This window comes from Photorhabdus machadonis, from assembly GCF_052657765.1.
In genome coordinates this window covers 3,364,405-3,384,419 of the sequence record NZ_CP199761.1, presented here as the reverse complement: position 1 = coordinate 3,384,419, position 20,015 = coordinate 3,364,405, and the positions used below count along the sequence as shown (strand labels likewise).

Below are 20,015 nucleotides of genomic sequence, written 5' to 3'. Positions count from 1 at the left end.
ATCGGGTCGTTGAAGGTTTTATCCAACGTTATTGCCGCTGGCTTTGTGACCAATTTTTGCTGATAGATAAGTAGTAATCAGAGGATAAAGAAACCCCAGCCAAGTTCTGTCTCTTAACCAAGAGATCGGATTGAGAGGCAAGTATAGGGCTGGGGCTGTCAATATTAGCTTTGATAATCCTCATATTCCCAAGCAAAAACACGGGAGAGCTTTTCAGCTATTTCCTCCCAGTCTTTACATTCACACTTATCTATATAATCTGTTATGGTTTTGGTGATATCAACCAGATCATATTTGCGTACAAGTAACATATGCCTGATTAATTCTGGTGTCCAGTGATGTTTTAATAGCCAATCTGGAGTACAGATAAATAAATCAAAATTATCGGCCCCTTCACTATCTTTTTCTCCAATGCGCAATATGACTCTTAATAAGAATTCTTCTTCGTTATCAGGAAAATATGAATCTAGATCATAATCATCACTAGATATGCTTTTTAGTTCCGCTTTCATAAAAATTCATCCTATTGGATATCCAAATGACCGTTTCCTATCTTAATTTTATCGCCTGTAGATGGGTTTATTTTAAAGGTTTCAAAATTAGCTTGAGTTCCTGTTGATGCATGCTTACTGTTTTTCTTTTCTGCCGGGAAACGATATATACGAGTACCATCAGCACTAGCTAATCCCGTTCCATCACTGATTGGCCTCGCACCATCACCAACCCAAATGTTACCCAACCGATCAGCTTCTTCACGACTTCCATTTCCTATACTAAAGTTAACCTTGCCATTGTCCCCTTTAATCGCTGCTGCTAGCCTTGAATCCTGCGAAGCAATATTGTGCAAATTTTGTTTTGCCAAGTCATGTTTCAATTTTGGATAAGTTGCCGAGTTATATGCAGAGATTTCATCACTGACTTTATTAATCAGTTTAGACGCTTTTCCGACATCCCCGTTCTTCAGTGCTTTCTCTACCGCTTTGATGGTCTTCCCAGCGGCATCACCTGCACCGGGAATAATAGCTATCGCGGCGACTAGATAATCTAATGCACTCTCAGCCTCGACAAGACCTTTAATATCCCCGATAACCGGCACGAAGTCAGTACCAACGCTGATAATTTCTCCGGCGTGCTTACACGCCTCCGGTGACTGCTGACAAAAGGCCTTCTTTTTCTCCTCGTAAGCTTTGATTGTACCCAGTCTTTCTTTTTCTGCCGCGGAGAGAAGATGGGCCAGTGAATTATAGACAATGACGATTTCACCGGCATTAGCACCGCTGTTAGCGCCTTCTGCGCTATGAGTCGCAATCGCCCCGGCAACGCCGCCGATAATTTTACCGCCAGCCTGAATGCTCATTGGGTCGCTGAAAGTTTTATCCAGTGTTATCGCTGCCAGTTCCGCGGCTAAAGCACCTGTCGCTGCTCCTTTTGCATTGCCTCCACCTATCTCAGCGGCCAAAGCGGATACAGCAGCATGGCTGATCGCTTTACCCGGCACACCAAGAATCTGGCCGTTATTACCAATCAGATTGGCCCCTTCTGCATTAATCTGACTGCCAATATTAGACAGCAAAGCCGTGGTGAAATTGTCTTTAAAGCTGCCGCCATTAATCGTTGTCCCCAGACTGGAACTGATAATGGACTGGCCTGCGACCCGTTGAGCCACTTTGCTCCAGTCATGATTGCTCAGTTGGGGTAAGGTGGCTTTTGCCGGATCCAGCTTCCCGCCATTCGCCGCGTTATCCCATCCCATCACTGTGTCAAAACCCGCCAGTGCGCCGCCCATTGCCATGGATGTGAAGGTGGATTTAACGGTGTCGCTGCTGCCCATCGCCTTTAAGGTTTTGGATAAGTCTCCTTGATTATCAATCAGGGTGACCGCCGCCTGAGAGGCCAGCGCCGCCATGCCGGAAGCCGTCGCGCCGTAAGCCATTGAGCCCACGGTAGCGGCGGTGCTGGCGGTCGCCCCCGCTGCCGTCGCCGCTGAACCTGCCGCGCCTGCTGCGGATCCAGCCACCGAAGCCGTTATGCCTGCGCCTGCTGTCACAGCAGCCACCGCAATCGCTATCACCGCTGAAACCACCGGATTCAGATGCTGGCTTTTATAATCCCAGCGGTCATACGCGTCTTTGACTAAGTTCCATTGCACATCCTGACGTTCATTGAGCCCTTTCAGCCAGGCGGTTTCCGGGGTATTACCGAGGACGGAGACAACATTTTGTAATGACTGACCATTTTTAGCTTTAATATCCGCGCTAATCCCGTTGGCGGCCTCTATGGTGAGTTTTCCACCGAGATGAATAGCGGGAAGCACCCAGGTATTTTCAATGTAGCCTTTATCACTGTGGGTAATAAAAAAGCCTGTGGACTCGGTAATGGTCTGTTCAAACGTGGTGTTCTTCACCGCCTTGAAATTCACCTGACCTGTGCGGCTGGTGATGTTGGCATTTTTCTGCGTGTTAACCCGTGCGGCTTCCAGCGTCACATCATCTTTTGCCAGCAAATTAATATTACCGTCGGCGGTAAATTCGGTGACTTTATTCGTGGCGCTCTCTTTTCTCCGGGTTTCTGTCTTAGAGCCAAAAACGGTGCAGGACTTAATTCCCAGGACTTTTTTGCAACTTTTCTTTTTTTCTTCCCATCGATAAGTTTCTTCCATGGCCTGGGCGTACAGAAAACCCCCTTGCGCCGCAATGTCCATCGCGCCTTTCGCCATCAGTTTTGTTGCCTGGAACAGAATACTCCCACCGGAGAGTATCGTCAGATGACCGCCACTGTTTATCTCGGTGCCTTGCGGGGTGTAGCGTTCGGTTCCGCTTCCGCTCGTATGGTTCTGCACCGATTCAACGCGCATATTGCCCCCGCTGGCGAGCATGATGTGTCCAGCTGAGTTCAGCGTGCTGCCTTGCGTGGTCAGGGTGCCATTAGCGGCCAGCGTCAGCCCCTTTTCTCCCCGGAGGTCGGTCCCCTGATGGCGTTCATCCTGATCTTCATCCGACGGGTTGATGAGGGCGGAATACGGTAATGCCCCCAGCGTCATATTCCGGCCGGCCAGAACGGTTGCCTGATTTTTGGCCCGGAGGTTGGCGCCTTGTAAGTCGATATCCCGGGCGGCATTTAATGTGAGATGGTGACCGGCAAGCAGTTGTGTGCGCATTTCTGGACGGCGTTGCGTTTTAAAGGCGTTATCATCGTCTTGATTCAGCGCACGGGGGGATAAATTGATATCTTGTCCGCCATGCAGACTGATTGATTGACCGGCATTGAAGGTGAGTCCTTGAATCTGTAGGGTGTTACCCGCAGAGACCACCATATCCCCGGCACTTTCCCACCCTCCCACCTGTTTCAGTCGGGATTCATAATTAGCGGGCGGCTTGCCGAGTGGCGCGTGGGTGAGCCAGCTTTCATTGCGTACCAGCTGAATATCCTGACCGGCATACAGTCCCAGTCGCGTGTTTTTAGCGACCGCCACGTTTTCCAGCTGAATATTGTTGCCCGCCTGTAACGTCATTTTTTCACGGGCATTCAGTTGGGAAACGTGCGGCTGGCCGTCACTGTCATAATAGTGAATATCGGGTTCACTGAATCGAATATCGCCCTGGCGGGCAATCAGGTTGATGTCTTTGCCGCCCAACACGGTTTGTGTGGCACTCAGGTTATTAATGGCCAGCAGGGAGAGTGAATGACCGGCCTGGAGGCCGGCATGTTGCAGATGGAGATTATTTTCGGCAATGGCGGACAAATCCTGTTTTGCCTGAAAACCGCTTTCACCCCAGATATTCTTGGTATGCAGCACGATGTTATTGGCGGAGACCACGGTGTTGACGCCGTTATACCCACGCGCCTTAAGCGGGGTATCCCCCATGAAAGATGGGGTGTCAAATTTGATGTCATCGTTGAAGTCCGCGACAAAATTTTCCCCGGCGGAAACCGTGCCCATGACGGCCCCTGACGGATAAAAAGCGGTACTTTTGTCCTGTTTAATCAGATCGACATAAACTGGATCGAGTTCCATGTCGGGAAATTGCTTTTTGGCATCGTCTATCGAGTGACCAATGCCATTTTCCCATCGGAAATGTTCATTTATTTCGGGGAAAGAATATGACGTAAACCCATGCAAACTGCCGAGGGAGACACTGCTATTGAGATAACTGTTTCCCGTCATAATAAGATTCTTATTCGCCGCGATTTTACTCTGGGCATTCACAATCTGATCGCCGTTTAGATACAGGTGATTACCCGCCAGTATTTGCGCTTCCGGGCTGGACCCGGTGACGGTTAAGGTTTTTTGGCTGTCATTGACATGGGGATTGTCTTTAATGTTGACATGGCCGAACCATTTTCCTGCCGGGGGATTGTTCAGATAAGGCTCGATGATGATCAACAGATTAGGATCATCTTTCCAACCGTTCCCAAGCACATTGGCGGTGAATGCTTGTGAATCCGGTGTTTTTTCATGCCACTGGGGGGTGAAAACATCGCGCACGTTATTCAATTTATGCGTGCGGATAACCAAATCCCCCTTTACAGTTTTTATCGTCGCCGATCTGTTCTCAACTAATTGACCTTTATTCCCCTGCGCATCTTTCTGTATCCACAGATTATCGCTGGCTTGCAGTAAAGCTTTATCACCGGTATTCCGCACGGTATCACCGAATACCCGCATATCCCGGCCGGCAGTTACGCTGCCTTTATTCTCCAGCGTGGTGTTTGCCAGGGTAATATCCCGCTCCGCTTGCACGGTAATATTCGGGGCAATATCAGTTTCTTTGCCGATAATATTGAAGTCGGTTTTAGCCTTGGCATTGCCTAATTCAATTTTGCCATTAACGTTTAAAGTAATATCACGCTGGTCGCTAACCATCTCTTTCAAATTAACCCCAACGCCATCCTCAGTGGCGACAAGCCGGATTTTATTGGCATACATGCCGCCCAGCGCTTTGGTATCAATGGCTAATTGCGGTTTAGCGCCTTCTCCGGCGAGCGGGTTAACCGTGCCGTCTTTTAAGCTGATGCGGTTGGCGCCCTGCGTCAGAGAGAGCGTGTTGGCCTGAATCTTTCCATGTAATTCCGTCGCCCGGCTGATGATATCGACATAATCCGTCGCTTTGCCCTCCAGCCCTTTGCCGCCAATGGTAATCTGGCCTTGTTTAACTTCCAATGCTTCCAGCGCGCCCTGTTTGTCAAACTGGGGTTTACCGGTGGTCAGGGTGGCACTGGCAGTATTGATAAAACCACAGCCATCACAGGTAATGCCGTTAGGGTTGGCAATCATCAGATTGGCTTTATTGCCGACAATTTCTAACTGACCTTGCAGCTCAGAGCGCCCGTTGCCGGTGACTTCATTGATAATCAGCTCCGCCGCGTTGCCATGCAGATTAGGGTTGGCGTTAAGTTGCCCGGCCAGTTGTGATTGTGCCGTTTGGGTAGCGTTATTGAGTACGGCGCCCTGGGTGGCAACGTTAAACGCTTGATAGGTGTTGTGAGATATCCCGGCGTTATTCGGGGTGGTGATATTGACAACCGGGACATTGCCCTGATGTTGTACCTGTGTCTGGCTATTATCCGGTGTTATCCCGGCGGCAATAGCCGGATGAAGGGGATAAACGGCGGTAAGATAAATTAAAAGATAACTCGTGGCCCTGACCACTGAGGTGTTGCGTTGATCCATCGTACTTTCTCTTTTCTTAAGTTAATCTGGCTTCGGTGATAAAACGGTCATCTTTCCATAGGAAATATTGATAATTTTATAGTGACATAAGAAAACTATTCTAATGTGTGATTATTTGCCTGTCTGAATGGATAGTGCGAAATGTGATCAGTATCTGGTTCTTTAATCCTGACAATGGGGAATGCGATATATTAAATGCTGTAAAGTGGTGATAAGGATGGAATGCTCTTTTTTTACATCAACAACAATCCTTTAAGTTTCTTAATGGTATTACGTTCCCAACCCAGCAGGCGTGCGGCATCCTGCTGACTATTCTCCAGCGCATTTGTTGACCGGTAAGTGAGTAACGGTGTCAGTTTTCAAGCGTGATTTGATTGTTTGGCGGTGTTTTTAAATAAACTGGTTGACTAAAAGTCTGCAAAATTTTACGCGCTTTTAATGGTTTAAGGCATAGATTTAAATAAAAAGTGTTTAAATTTTAAAAAATAGATTTATTTTATATTTAGGATATCTTTTTTTACGCTTTTTATCCTGGTTTCATTAATATAGGCTCGTCATGTGATTTTATATTTTTATTTAACTCCATTTACCGATGTTAATTTAAATGAATCGGTAAATTCATTTAATCACGACTTATTACATCAACAATGGTGAAAATTCTGGCAGATTAACCAGCCAGAAAGGTTGTAATGATTAAACAGGTATTTAAGCGTTTCATCACATTAAAGGTAATAAAAAGATTAACGATTTAAATAAAACCGTATAAAAGCAATGCTGTTGGGTAGGAAAAAATAGTGTAAAACAAGATTAAATGGGCGATTTAAGAGACTGTAATTTAAATCATGTATTTGCGGATTTTTTTACTAATTTTTTATTTTCGGTTATTTAACTGGCTGATGTAAATTTTATTTACAGGTTAAAAACGTTATTAAATTTGGTTCATTTTTAAAAATACATTATCTAATCAATCTATTTAAAATTCTTATTTACACCTTTTTTACTGGGTATATTATCATTAATAATCCCAATTGTCTTTTGCCGATATTTTTATAATTAAAAAATTTTAAACTGTTATTAAAGTCCATTCTTTAATATTTTATTTTAATCGATATAATAAGGTTTTAGCCGTTGTTTTTACTGCTTTTAACATTTGCTTTTTATTAAGTTTAATCATCATGGTATATTGTGTTTTATGTTTAATCAATGTTGGTTATACTCGATTTTATCTTTATTGGCGTTGTTTTACTGGCAATCCTGAGTGGTTTTTACTTGATGGCATAAAGATAGCATTTTATATTTTTTCGGATAATATTCTTTTTTCTGGTTTATTTTTAATTTTCTTTTGATGGTTAATGGATTTCGATTAAATCTAATTAACATCATTTTAAAAATTTGTATTTACAGTTAAATCCGTCTTTTATATAAAAGCTTTAATATCTTTGTTTTAGTGCTTTTAAATGGTTATGGCAGGGAAGTTAAATGTAAAATAACCAGAGGATAACATTGTCGGTTAATACATTAAACATGACAGGGAATAAGCCGTTTTTAGTTATTCTGTACCTTTTCAAAATCTGGTATTAATGGGCATCTGTTTTTTTACTCTTAGCTAACTAATCACCGAAAAAAGCAGCTTTCTGATTGCCAAAAAAGGGAAAAAAAGTAAAAAGAGAAAGTAAACTATGTTTAAAAGATGAAAAATCTGTAAAGCGATTCTTACATTCTATATTGAGTGGTTTTAAGTGTACCGCTTTTAATCTGATCTCCAAACCCCGATTGCTTAAATAATTCTCTCATATCACTAACAGCACCTTTATTCGGTTGATAAGATTGTTTATTCTTCCCAACAATCGAAGCAACTGAAATCTTACCACCAATAGCACCACCAATACTGGCAGATTCTACCGCTTCTTTGGCTATCAATACACCTTTTTCCCAGGCGGGTAGCGAGTTATACAACAGCCCTAAATCGTTCCGGTTTTCTGTAGTCACAGATTGTAAACATTCATGGAATGCAGGTGGTTGAAGAAGATCATGATTTCCCTGGCAACGCCGTCGATAATTTTGCCGCCAGCCTAAATTTACGAAAGGGCGAATAAACTGCGGAGATATGAGTTTCACCTGATAGCCCCTATGTTGAATATTGTAGAGGGTATCCACCCTGCCAGCGTACCGCTAACAGGGTGAGTGTGATTATTTCATTAACAGGAAATTACATAAATCTATTTACAGTCTTTTGAATGTCACAAGTATTCTTTGGGTATATTTGATACCTGCTTCTCTAACGACCAATTTTCTGGCTTGGATTTTTCGGAGTTCCATCTTGCCCCTTTATCCAACCATTTAGATCTGTAATTTTTTAGTGCTGTTAAAGTAGAGTCCTCATAGCCAAATTCCACTCCACAACAGTCACAGATATCAAATGTTGGTGAATTGCCATCTTCACCCCATGGAGGCTCTAACTGTTCTGCTCCACATACACGGCATATATATAATCTATTATTTCTGCGCATTAAAGTAATCCAAATTTGTTTTATGTCCATGATCTGCCGGATTTGGCTTAAACATAGTTTTGGGCACACCATCTGCATTTTTTACTGCGAAAATATTTGTTGTTGGATTGTAATACAACGTATCTCCGTTAGCTCGAGCTTTGATTAAAGTTCCTTTTGGCGGATTTTTAACAAAATTATGGGTAGCTTCAACATATTGTTTTGAGTTTTGGTACTCAGGGAATTCATTTTTATGTTTGTCCCAGTGACCATAGGCGTTTGCTACAGGTTCTTTTTTATTTGTCTCTGTCCAAATTTGGGTTTCTTTATTTTTGCCCGAAGCTGTTGCGCTACTAACATTATTACGATTCTTCCCAACAATCGAAGCAACTGAAACCTGACTACCAATAGCACCACCAATACCGGCAGATTCTACCGCTTCTTTGGCTATTAATGCACCTTTTTCCCAGGCGGGCAGCGAATTATACAATAGCCCTAAATCGTTTTGGTTTTCGGTGGTCACAAACTGGCTAAGACGTTGAGCATCTTCCGCCGATAAGCCAAACATCCATCTCAGGCCACTAATGGCATCGGCTGTTTTTATCCCACCTTCCATTTCGGCTTGGTAGGTCAGTGTGCATAACCCGCCGCTCCCGGCACAGTCAGACAACATTTCTGCCCGTTGCGCGGCGCTCAGTTCTCCGTATTTATTCCAGATGGCTTCGGTAGCGGTGCCTTGCTTATTGGCCTCTTGAAGTTCTCTGGTTAGATTACAGGTATTAGTGTATAACTCAAAAGAGAGAATTGTGGATTATTTCACTGATAAATAAGTGATAATCAGTAAATAAGTCAACCCCAACCAAGGTTGAGGCTATATAGATATTATAATGATATATAATATTTTTTCATATTAGCAATTATCTCTTTAACTTCATTTTTATGAAGTTTTATTTCATAAAAATTCGGGTTAGGAATATTTTCCCAATAACCACGACCATTATTATTATATCTCAAAATACGTCGTTTTGCTCCGATGATTCTAACAATATTATTGTAAGAAACAGCAAATACAGAACTACCAAAGTCATCAATATTCTCTGTCGAAGCTTTATAAATATATGATGATTCAAAATCCTCAGGTATATCACTGTTACTATCAACCAGATTAGGAGATATCATACCTAACATTATGTTAAATGCTTCTTTGATTTCTTTATCAAATACATCTTTATTTTCAGGAAAAGAAACCAATGCATTTTTATCATCTAAAGAAAAAATATCCACATTTAATGTTGCGGTGGTTAGTTCATCAGGGAACATTTTTCCATTAATATAAAAATGGAATAATCCATTTTTGAATGAACTATCACTCCAATAGGGAATATATTCTACTAATATCGCAAAGCGATATGGATCACCGAAAATCATAGTTTCTACCTCCATTTACCAGGTAAGCCAAAACTTTTCTTCACATCATTAGGAATTTCTTGTCTATCTAATGGGTTTTTTTGATCTCCAGTACTACCAGACCAATGCCATGTACCATCATTGCTGTAAGAAAAGCGATGAACATTTCTTTCAGAATCAAAGGAATATCTTTGCTTTTCTTTAGATGTAGAAGGAATAGAGTGATTAAATAAATCCACTGAGTTTTTAGGTTCAATTCCTGCATTAGGTCGATTACCTTGCTGACCAAGAGTGTGTTTGGGATTCGATTTATAAGTCAGCCCATTAGAAGCGACTATTGGCTCCGGTACCGGTATTGCGCTTCTTCGGTGTTTCCCAACAATCGAAGCAACTGAAACCTGACTACCAATAGCACCACCAATACCGGCAGATTCTACCGCTTCTTTGGCTATTAATGCACCTTTTTCCCAAGCGGGCAATGAATTATACAATAGCCCTAAATCGTTTTGGTTTTCGGTGGTCACAAACTGGCTAAGACGTTGAGCATTTTCCGCCGATAAGTCAAACATCCATCTCAGGCCACTAACGGCATCGGCTGTTTTGTTCTGTCTCTTAACCGAGAGATCTGATTAAGAGACAGCTCATAGGGGCGGGATTTATTTTACTTCTTCGAAGGATAATCGTAGTGCTCAGGAATTTTATAGTCTTCTGGAATCTCCGGCCAAGAGTCCTGATTATTTATTAATACAACATCATCAATAATATCTTCATATAGATTAGACAGATTCAATGATGCAATCCGAATTCTTGTTAGCGCACATTGAATAGCTATTTGATCATTATCTTCAATGGTTTTGTTAAGTAACATTGTGGCCTGTTCAAGATCGTAAATATATTCCTTATATTTTTCAATAATATCTGAATTCATATTCAACTCAACCCGGATGTTTTTCCTAAGTGAGAGACAGTTAAGACAATAGTTAAGCTTGTTTAAAGTTTCCATCATTTTAATTTTCTCCCTTCCGCAGCTTTAGTTTTAGCCTCATTAATTGAACCATCTAAGTTAAGTACAACTCTAAAATTTCCTCTTTTATCAAAAACTTCAAGATGATTTTTATGATCGCCATCTAAGTAAATCTGATCGCCTTTCTTGATATATTTATCAATGTCATCTTTTGCAGAGTAAACACTCTGTCCATCATATATCTTGCTGGTTTTTTGAGTATTTCCTTTAATTTGGTGCCCAAATCCCGGTTGCTTCAGAAATTCATTCATATTACCAACAGCACCTTTATTCAGCTGATAAGGTTGTTTATTCTTCCCAATAATGGAAGCAACTGAAACCTGACTACCAATAGCACCACCAATACCGGCAGATTCTACCGCTTCTTTGGCTATTAATGCACCTTTTTCCCAGGCAGGCAGTGAGTTATATAACAGCCCTAAATCGTTTTGGTTTTCGGTGGTCACAAACTGGCTAAGACGTTGAGCATCTTCCGCCGACAAGCCAAACATCCATCTCAGGCCACTAATGGCATCGGCTGTTTTTATCCCACCTTCCATTTCGGCTTGGTAGGTCAGTGTGCATAACCCACCGCTCCCGGCACAGTCAGACAACATTTCTGCCCGTTGCGCGGCGCTCAGTTCTCCGTATTTATTCCAGATGGCTTCGGTAGCGGTGCCTTGCTTATTGGCCTCTTGAAGTTCTCTGGTTAGATTGTAAACATTCATGGAATGCAGGTGATTGAAGAGGATCACGATTTCCCCAGCATTAGCACCGCTGTTAGCGCCTTCTGTGCTATTGGTTGCGATTGCCCCGGCAACGCCGCCGATAATTTTACCGCCAGCCTGAATGCTCATTGGGTCGCTGAAAGTTTTATCCAGTGTTATCGCTGCCAGTTCTGCTGCTAAAGCACCAGCCGCGGCACCTTTTGCATTGCCGCCACTTATCTCAGCGGCCAAAGCGGATACAGCAGCATGGCTGATCGCTTTACCCGGCACACCAAGAACCTGGCCGTTATTACCAATCAGATTGGCCCCTTCCGCATTAATCTGACTGCCAATATTAGACAGCAAAGCCGTGGTGAAATTGTCTTTAAAGCTGCCGCCATTAATCGTTGTCCCCAGACTGGCACCGATAATGGACTGGCCTGCGACCCGTTGAGCCACTTTGCTCCAGTCATGATTGCTCAGTTGGGGTAAGGTGGCTTTTGTCGCATTATCCCATCCCATCACCGTGTCAAAGCCCGCCAGTGCGCCGCCCATTGCCATGGACGTGAAAGTGGATTTAACCGTGTCGCTGCTGCCCATCGCCTTTAAGGTTTTGGATAAGTCTCCCTGATTCTCCACCAGAGCGACCGCTGCCTGAGAGGCCAGCGCCGCCATGCCGGAAGCCGTCGCGCCGTAAGCCACTGAACTCACGGTAGCGGCGGTGCTGGCGGTCGCCCCCGCTGCCGTCGCCGCTGAACCTGCCGCGCCTGCTGCGGATCCAGCCACCGAAGCCGTTATGCCTGCGCCTGCTGTCACAGCAGCCACCGCAATCGCTATCACCGCTGAAACCACCGGATTCAGATGCTGGCTTTTATAATCCCAGCGGTCATACGCGTCTTTGACTAAGTTCCATTGCACATCCTGACGTTCATTGAGCCCTTTCAGCCAGGCGGTTTCCGGGGTATTACCGAGGACGGAGACAACATTTTGTAACGACTGACCGTTTTTGGCTTTAATATCCGCGTTGATCCCGTTGGCTGCTTCTACGGTGAGTTTTCCACCGAGATGAATAGCGGGAAGCACCCATCTATTTTCGGTGTAACCTTTATCTGTTTGCCTGATGTAGAACCCTTTGGAATGGGTAATCGTTTGCGCAAAGGTGCTGTTTTTTACCGCTTTGAAATTAACCTGACCGTGAGTACTGGTCAGTTTGGCATTTTGATGAGTGGCGATTTTGCTGGCTTCATAAGTGCTGTCATCCTGGCTTAACAGGTTAATATCACCGCCGGCGGTAAATTCAGTCACTTTGTTCGTGACATCATGATGAGTACGTGTGGTGGTTTTCTTTTTGCCATACCACCTGCGTGTAGTTTCTGTTTTCTCATAGTGACTGGATTCTTCCATCGCCTGAGCGTACAGATAACCGCCTTGTGCCGCGATATCCATCGCCCCTTTAGCAGCCAGTTTGGTGGACTGGAAAAGAATACTGCCGGTTGAGATAACCGTGAGTATGCCGCCACTGGTCAGTTCAGTGCCCTGCTGAGTCACGGATTCGGTGAATTCCCTGTGACCTTCCCGGTAGGTGTGGTTCTGAACCGGTTCAAAACGCATATTGCCGCCGGAGGAGAGGGTGACATCACCATCAGAAGTCAATTGAGCGCCCACGGTGGTGAGGGTCCCATTTGCTGCTATCGTCAGTTTTTTATCACTCCGGATTTGAGCAATAATATGTCGGTCATCTTTGTTGTTATCATTAGCCGGGTTAATGACAGCATAAGCCAGGGAAGGTAATGTGATATTTCTTCCGGCGGATAATAATGTATTACCGTTAGCCTGTATCTGAGCGGCTTTCCCATTAATATCACCGCCACTCATTATACTGATATTATTCTTTGCGGTGATTTTGCTGCTGAGTTCTGTTGAGTCTAGCGGCAGGATATGATCTTGACAGGTTAATTCTGCGGAGCTCAAATCAATATCTTTTGCTGCGCTTAAATAAATATCTTTCCCCGAAGAGATATCTGAGCCTTTAGCGGAAATAGTATTTCCAGCATGGATTGTCAGTGATTCAAGGGCATTTAACACCCCTGATATGGGTGCGTTATGCCTGTTTGCTGTCTTTAATTTTGCAAAATTATAGGTGTCCGCATGGTTTTCTACGGTCACATTATTACTTGCTATCAGAGCGATATTTTTACTCGGTTGTAAATAGACGTTTTGTAACAGGAGATTTTTACCCGAGTGGATAGTTAAATTATTAACAGCATCCAGTTTATTGGATACAGGATGATCATGGGTACTGTGTTGGCGCCAAAGATAACCGAATTGATCACCATTATGAAATAGAATATCTCCATGACGGCTAATAGCGGTGATATCCTTTCCTTTTATATCACTTTGCCAGATATTGATATTATTGACGGCAGCCATAGATAAATTATTGGCTGTCGAAAGTATTGAATTTTTAAGGGTAATATCGTTTTCAGAAATGATGTTTAAATCATTAGCCGCGTTGATTTTATCTTTGAGGGTGATTTCTCCACTGTGTAATAAGATACTTTTAGCCGACAGTATTTCCGGCAGTTTTTCACTATTGGCGGGAAGCTCATAATAGAAATCTGAACTGGGCGGCGATTTACGTGGGTAGTCAGTATCAATATTAATGCTGTCGCTAAAGTCAGCGATAAGATTACCTTTTGCGATGATACTTGCCCGTTCAAGAATAAGGTTGTCTTTTTTTATATCGTATTTTACTTCACCCGGCGGTAAAATATGATAACTTTTATCATCCCATGGGTGATATGTGTTGATTTTTTCCAGGAGCTTATTAGACGAGAGTTTATAAATACCGGAAGGGGTATTCAGTGAATCGGTGATAGAGACATAAGTGTCCTGAGGGAAGTATTCAAACAGATTAAAATACCCTGATGCCTCTTCCAATATTCTGCTTGTATTTAAAAGTTTTTTCCCCGTCAGGAAAATATCTTTTTCGGCTTCAATTTTGCTCAATTCCTGATTTGATAATATCTCACTGTTAATATAAATATTTCCACCCGATGTGAGGACACTGGGTTGCATACTTTTTAAATTATGTCCATGTTTATGTTGTGCTTCGAGGATGTTGAAATTTTTATCTGCCGGGTTAGGAGCGACTTCTCTTTTTTCAAAAAAATAGAGACTGCGGGCATTATTCAGCTCATGAGTCCTGACAACCAAATCCCCCTTTACAGTTTTTATCGTCGCCGATCTGTTCTCAACTAACTGACCTTTATTCCCCTGCGCATCTTTCTGTATCCACAGATTATCGCTGGCTTGCAGTAAGGCTTTATCACCGGTGTTTCGCACGGTATCTCCGAATACCCGCATATCCCGGCCAGCGGTTACGCTGCCTTTATTCTCCAGCGTGGTGTTTGCCAGGGTAATATCCCGCTCTGCTTGCACGGTAATATTCGGGGCAATATCAGTTTCTTTGCCCATAATATTGAAGTCGGTTTTAGCCTTGGCATTGCCTAATTCAATTTTGCCATTAACGTTTAAAGTAATCTCACGCTGGTCGCTAACCATCTCTTTCAAATTAACCCCAATGCCATCCTCAGTGGCGACAAGCCGGATTTTATTGGCATACATGCCGCCTAATGCTTTGGTATCAATGGCTAATTGCGGTTTAGCGCCTTCTCCGGTGAGCGGGTTAACCGTGCCGTCTTTTAAGCTGATGCGGTTGGCGCCCTGCGTCAGAGAGAGCGTGTTGGCCTGAATCTTTCCGTTTAATTCCATCGCCCGGCTGATGATATCGACATAATCCGTCGCTTTGCCATCCAGCCCTTTGCCGCCAATGGTAATCTGGCCTTGTTTAACTTCCAATGCTTCCAGCGCGCCCTGTTTGTCAAACTGGGGTTTACCGGTGGTCAGGGTGGCACTGGCAGTATTGATAAAACCACAGCCATCACAGGTAATGCCGTTAGGGTTGGCAATCATCACATTGGCTTTATTGCCGACAATTTCCAGCTGACCTTGCAGCTCAGAGCGCCCGTTGCCGGTGACTTCATTGATAATCAGCTCCGCCGCGTTGCCATGCAGATTAGGGTTGGCGTTAAGTTGCCCGGCCAGTTGTGATTGGGCTGCTTGAGTGGCGTTATTCAGCACGGCCCCCGGAGTGGCAACGTTAAACGCTTGGTAGGTGTTATGGGATATCCCGGCGTTATTCGGGGTGGCGATATTGACAACCGGGACATCGCCCTGATGTTGTACCTGTGTTTGGTGATTATCCGGCGTTATCCCAGCCGCCATAGCCGGATGAAGGGGATAAACGGCGGTCAGGTAAATTAAAAGATAACTCGTGGCCCTTGTTAAAGGGGTGCTACGTTGACTCATGTATCAGTCCTTATTTTATTGCAATGGAAATGTTTTGTTTCAATAAGTTATGTCTTGCGTTGTTACAAAATCAGTGATGCAGACCAGTAAACCACCCAGTGATCCGGTTTCAGGTGGTCAGGGTGAGTGAGTGGCTTACCAACAGTTATCGCCTGATTGAATCGGCGGTGAGTCAGTGCGAGACCAAGTGCGGTGCCGGTGACATTACCGCCATCAATTTGTCCTGCTTTTCCTCGTAACCATCCCGTATCCAGCGCCCCGGTTAAGGTGAGCTCTCCCAGTACAGGCAGCGCTGAGATTCGCCAGTTCAGCTCATTGCGCCAATATCCGCCGCGATTGCCGGTGAGAGATTGCTCTTTAAATCCCCTGACGGAATATTGTCCGCCCAGAATGAGGCGTTCGCTGGCGTAAAGGTTGTCGGGCGTGGTCTGGCCGTAAAGGGATGAGAGGTAATAAATGGAATCCGTGACCGGCATAAAATAGCTGGCACTCAGGCTAAATTTACGGAATTGACTCCGTGGTGCATCCGGGAAATGGGGATCCTCTTTTGTCGCACTGAACACCGGTAAACCGTGGCTGATTGCCGGGTTAAACGTGATATAGCCACCGGCCAGTACTGAACTGTAATTAATGCCAAGGTTGATAGCGCTTAACGTCGGGCTGCTGATGGATAATTTCTCTCCTGCCAGCAAATTGGTCGTCTGGCGGCGCGTCAATCCCAGATCCAGCGCCAGCTTCTGTTCGCCATCACGGTATAACGCCCGGTTTATTGCCAGCCGGTGCGTCTGGCTGGCGCCTTCGTAGCGATAGGCCTGCGAGTCAGCCGGAATATTCTGAAAAGAATCATTCCACGCGTACTGATAACTGAACAGCCAGTAACCATAAGGGATCGTTACATTAGAAGTGAGGCTTCGGTTTTGATGGTTATGGCGAAAATCACTGTTATGGCTGGCAGACAATGACCACTGATCAGCGAGATGTAATGGATTATCCAGATTTACACTGGCATTGATTTGCCCGGTGCCGGTACTTTTCTGACCACTGTTATCCGCACCCAAGCTGGCACTGATCGGTAAGCGCGTCGAGGTTCGTTTTAAGATAACCGCAGAATAACCGGGTTGTTTTCCTGGCTGAATATCAATGGCGACCTGTTGTGAGGGCAGGCGGTTCAGGCGTTCCATGCCTTGTTCAATATCCCGCAGATTGAGTGTTTTGCCAATCATGCCCGGAAAGGCCATTTTGAGTGAACGTGGTGTTTCATCATCAAGGCTGATTGACTCAATTTTGCCTTCATTCACGGTAATCATGAGGGTACCGGAGGATACATCCTGCGCTTTGAGGCCGGCACGGGAAGTGACATAACCCCGTTCGATATAGGCATTCGATACTTTACGCACCAGCGCATTAATCTGCTGCAAAGTTAAGCAATGAGATAAGTCAGGGTGAGTCAAGTTCTGTTTGACTGACCTTGACAGGCTTTCTGCACCCACAAATTCAATCTGTTGAATGGTGTGGCAAACAGATTCAGCTGCATCCGGCGTTAAAACGGGGGATGGGGATACGGTGATATTGTGGCGCAGCGCTTCCCGCTGTTGTTGGGCTTGCTGCAACAAGGCTTTTTGTTGTTGCGTGATCGTTTCTTGATCCGCCGAGCTGACAGGAATTGCCGCCGGTGCCAGTGCGGAGATTGTCAGCAGAATAAGCCCGGTCAGACTGCGGTGATAAAACGGTAATTTTCCCATAGGTAATAATTAATAATTTGATAATGACATTATTAAACCATTCTAATGTGGTATTAATTTATCGTCTGAATGGATAGTGTTAAATGCGATCAATGTCTAGATCTTTAATCCTGACAATGGGCAATGGGATATATTAAATGCTGTAAAGTGGTGATAAGGATGAAGGTAATCTCTTATACATCAATATCAATTCTTTAAGTTACTTAATGGTATTGTGTCCCAAATCCAGCAGGTGTGCGGCATCCTGCTGACTATTCTCCAGCGCATTTGTTGCCCGGTAAGCGAGTAGCGTGGCATTAATAACGTTGATGATCATAATGGTGTATTAAAGGAAGTAGCTCGAATTCTTATTAATGATTTAGCAATGATTAATAACTTAGTATTATCTGTTTATGACTATGTTATATCCCCTTATGAATCCGGCAACTTGAGTGATAGCTTATATTATTTTTTGGATGAAGTTTCGGAAAAAATGATGGACTCCCAGCATTGTCTTATTAGTTATGATGACTCTAATTCCATAATGTGTAAACCACGAGAGGTTATTCGAAAAAGTATATTTCAGGAAAGTGAACAATACTTCAAAGTATAGTCTTTCGTGACAGGATGGCCGAGTTGTAATAAATGATCGCATTGGCGATCAATCGGCCGCACTGGTTGCTGATTTCGATTTCAATGTCAGTTTTTCCGGTTAATTCCTTCTTTCTACCCACTCTGGCAACGGCTGATCGTAACTGGTGATAAGACTCAACCCAATTCTAGGAACGGTGTATATTTCGCTTATTAGTCGAATCCGCTCTTTCCTTTTTGAAAATATACTGGAGTGAGTTTTAATTTCTCACTTAATGCATTTGAAAAAAGAACGGTATCTAGCCATTTAATATTCGTCACAGGATGCCTGCCTTCATCCTGTTCAGGGGCAGGGCGGGATTCCACTTTGTATTTAATTTAATCAAAGATAAGCTGGCTACGAAATTCCCCTGACCAAGTCGCTCTTCGACGTTTCGCTGCTTGACTATCTTTTATACTCGTATTTTGTTTAATCACATTTAATGCTATTCGATTAAAAAGAGCCATTTGTGCTGCACCATCAGGATCTTTAAGCGAGATAGCATCTTCCCGAAAGGTGACGTCCAAAACCCAATGTAGCTCATTTTCCACTGACCAATGCTTTCTTATTGCCGTGGCCGCCCGCTCCACATCTAAAGGCAACGAACTCACATACCAGCGTGAATCACGGTGGGCGGGTTGGCCTTTCACACTGCGTTCACTGACCACTTCGATAACAGACTGTATTGATGGCCATTTTTCCTGAAGTGCTGCTGGCAATGCCGCATGAATTTGCATAACATGACGGAATTCTGTCCGTCCATGCCCCTTGCTTTTCTCCGTAAACTCAGCCAGTTCGTCGTTATCATAATGCGCAGCAAAATGCGATTTAACAAACCCAGAGAGCGTTTTTTGATTCCCTTTGACGCTAACAATAAAATCGCCGCCTCGTTCTGCTTAAAAAAAAGACAAGCTGGCATCTGAATATCACCGTCGAAAAATCGATGAATTAGGTGATCCGCTACTTGTTCTTGATAAGTATGTTGATTTCTCGGCACTGGCTGACACCATAGACCGTGTCGCGCCACGTATTATTTCTCCCAAAGGTGGACGCCCGCCATTCCCGACTCACGATTTGGTGTTTCGAAAAACGAATTGGCCTGGAAGGTGCCAGAGCGTTGTTTGAAAGGCGAAGCATCAGCTTTCGACACAGGGATTCATTCCTGGAGGTGGTCAAATCATTTATGCCACGTTGATTCCAGTTCCTAAGCAGCACAATAAGAAGGAAGAGTATGAACAAATCCGTCAGGGTAAAACCCCGGATAACTGGACAGCAAACAAACGATGCCAGAAAGACACCGAGGCAACCTGGACGAAAAAGAACGGTAAAAGTTATTTTGGCTATAAACTGACCATTAATGTCGATACAAAATATAAAGTGATCCGCCACATCGCGACAGGAACCGCAGCTGTCCTTTTTTGAAGCCGTTTTGGATCGGTCAAATACAAGTCGGGACATTTATGCTGATATAAGGGTATGCCAGCCAGATGCGTGAACGTGGGCTGAAGGAACAGGGCTATCGTGTTCATATTCAGAGGAAAGCGTCACGCAATAAGCCCTTATCAGACGGCCGAAATAAGAAAATAGCGAAAACCCGGGCACGAGTAGAACATATCTTTGGCTCATTCTCTCAGATGGGTGAAAAATTTATCCGAACGATAGGCCAGCTGCGAGCCAATTTTGTGATGACTTTGAAGTCAACCTGCTATGATTTGCCACGTTTGGTTTATTTTGGAAAATCGGGCATTCATGCCTTTTAATTCCGGTATGTGATGAAAAAGCGATGAGTTTATTTTTTCCCCTGAAAAAGCAAGAAAAAGTCATACACAATAAGGTCATTTATTGGTGAGTGCAAAATTGATCTTATTTTTTGTATTGAGAGTTTTTAGAGGTTCCCCATTATATGATGCTACTAGGCGCATATTTGATGTACCTAGTGCAGCGGGGATCTATTTGTTGAACTTTATCAATGGTGAGATTAATCGCTGATATGATGAATCCCGCCGCGAATGGCG

8 protein-coding genes and 5 pseudogenes are annotated in these 20,015 nt (G+C 44.0%); 1 reads left to right on the top strand and 12 read right to left on the bottom strand.

Annotation, left to right across the window (positions count from 1 at the left end; genetic code table 11):
* Positions 1-164 precede the first annotated feature (164 nt).
* From ACUN2T_RS15920 to ACUN2T_RS15865, 12 genes and pseudogenes are all read right to left on the bottom strand, one after another.
* Positions 165-512 carry an immunity 8 family protein gene (locus tag ACUN2T_RS15920; RefSeq protein WP_445493977.1) on the bottom strand — a complete coding sequence of 116 codons (348 nt, stop codon included), beginning with the start codon at positions 510-512 and terminating at the stop codon, positions 165-167.
* An 11-nt stretch (positions 513-523) separates the two neighbouring features.
* The gene (locus ACUN2T_RS15915) at positions 524-5,671 is read right to left on the bottom strand and encodes a DUF637 domain-containing protein (protein WP_445493976.1); all 5,148 of its coding nucleotides are present in this window, start codon (positions 5,669-5,671) and stop codon (positions 524-526) included.
* Positions 5,672-7,384: 1,713 nt separating this feature from the next.
* On the bottom strand, positions 7,385-7,789 hold the full coding sequence (locus tag ACUN2T_RS15910; protein WP_445493975.1) for a hypothetical protein: 405 nt from the start codon (positions 7,787-7,789) through the stop codon (positions 7,385-7,387).
* A 378-nt stretch (positions 7,790-8,167) separates the two neighbouring features.
* A pseudogene (locus tag ACUN2T_RS15905) lies at positions 8,168-8,941 on the bottom strand (DUF637 domain-containing protein); the annotation flags it as partial.
* Positions 8,942-9,042: 101 nt separating this feature from the next.
* Complete coding sequence (locus ACUN2T_RS15900) at positions 9,043-9,588, bottom strand: immunity 42 family protein (RefSeq protein WP_445493974.1); 546 nt, start codon at positions 9,586-9,588, stop codon at positions 9,043-9,045.
* 5 nt (positions 9,589-9,593) lie between these two features.
* Complete coding sequence (locus tag ACUN2T_RS15895) at positions 9,594-10,136, bottom strand: hypothetical protein (RefSeq protein WP_445493972.1); 543 nt, start codon at positions 10,134-10,136, stop codon at positions 9,594-9,596.
* A 92-nt stretch (positions 10,137-10,228) separates the two neighbouring features.
* On the bottom strand, positions 10,229-10,495 hold the full coding sequence (locus ACUN2T_RS15890) for a hypothetical protein (RefSeq protein WP_350307657.1): 267 nt from the start codon (positions 10,493-10,495) through the stop codon (positions 10,229-10,231).
* A gap of 74 nt (positions 10,496-10,569) precedes the next feature.
* A complete protein-coding gene (locus ACUN2T_RS15885) occupies positions 10,570-15,648 on the bottom strand; it encodes a DUF637 domain-containing protein (RefSeq protein WP_445493971.1) in 5,079 nt (1,692 codons plus the stop codon).
* Between the two features lie 62 nt (positions 15,649-15,710).
* A complete protein-coding gene (locus tag ACUN2T_RS15880) occupies positions 15,711-17,390 on the bottom strand; it encodes a ShlB/FhaC/HecB family hemolysin secretion/activation protein (RefSeq protein WP_445493970.1) in 1,680 nt (559 codons plus the stop codon).
* 599 nt (positions 17,391-17,989) lie between these two features.
* A pseudogene (locus tag ACUN2T_RS15875) lies at positions 17,990-18,169 on the bottom strand (Tn3 family transposase); the annotation flags it as partial.
* 22 nt (positions 18,170-18,191) lie between these two features.
* Positions 18,192-18,308, bottom strand: a pseudogene (locus tag ACUN2T_RS15870) (spore coat protein CotH); the annotation flags it as partial.
* Positions 18,309-18,338: 30 nt separating this feature from the next.
* Positions 18,339-18,893 (bottom strand): annotated as a pseudogene (locus ACUN2T_RS15865) (ISAs1 family transposase); the annotation flags it as partial.
* Positions 18,894-18,912: 19 nt separating this feature from the next.
* On the opposite strand from ACUN2T_RS15865, the pseudogene ACUN2T_RS15860 reads away from it, so the two are divergent.
* Positions 18,913-19,760: pseudogene (locus ACUN2T_RS15860) on the top strand (IS5 family transposase).
* The last annotated feature ends 255 nt before the right edge of the window (positions 19,761-20,015 follow it).

Excerpts from the sequence above, each read along its gene's own strand:
- ACUN2T_RS15920 (WP_445493977.1), bottom strand. The coding sequence starts at position 512 with ATGAAAGCGGAACTAAAAAGCATATCTAGTGATGATTATGATCTAGAT.
- ACUN2T_RS15915 (WP_445493976.1), bottom strand. The coding sequence starts at position 5,671 with ATGGATCAACGCAACACCTCAGTGGTCAGGGCCACGAGTTATCTTTTA.
- ACUN2T_RS15900 (WP_445493974.1), bottom strand. The coding sequence starts at position 9,588 with ATGATTTTCGGTGATCCATATCGCTTTGCGATATTAGTAGAATATATT.
- ACUN2T_RS15895 (WP_445493972.1), bottom strand. The coding sequence starts at position 10,136 with ATGTTTGACTTATCGGCGGAAAATGCTCAACGTCTTAGCCAGTTTGTG.
- ACUN2T_RS15890 (WP_350307657.1), bottom strand. The coding sequence starts at position 10,495 with ATGAATTCAGATATTATTGAAAAATATAAGGAATATATTTACGATCTT.
- ACUN2T_RS15885 (WP_445493971.1), bottom strand. The coding sequence starts at position 15,648 with ATGAGTCAACGTAGCACCCCTTTAACAAGGGCCACGAGTTATCTTTTA.
- ACUN2T_RS15880 (WP_445493970.1), bottom strand. The coding sequence starts at position 17,390 with ATGGGAAAATTACCGTTTTATCACCGCAGTCTGACCGGGCTTATTCTG.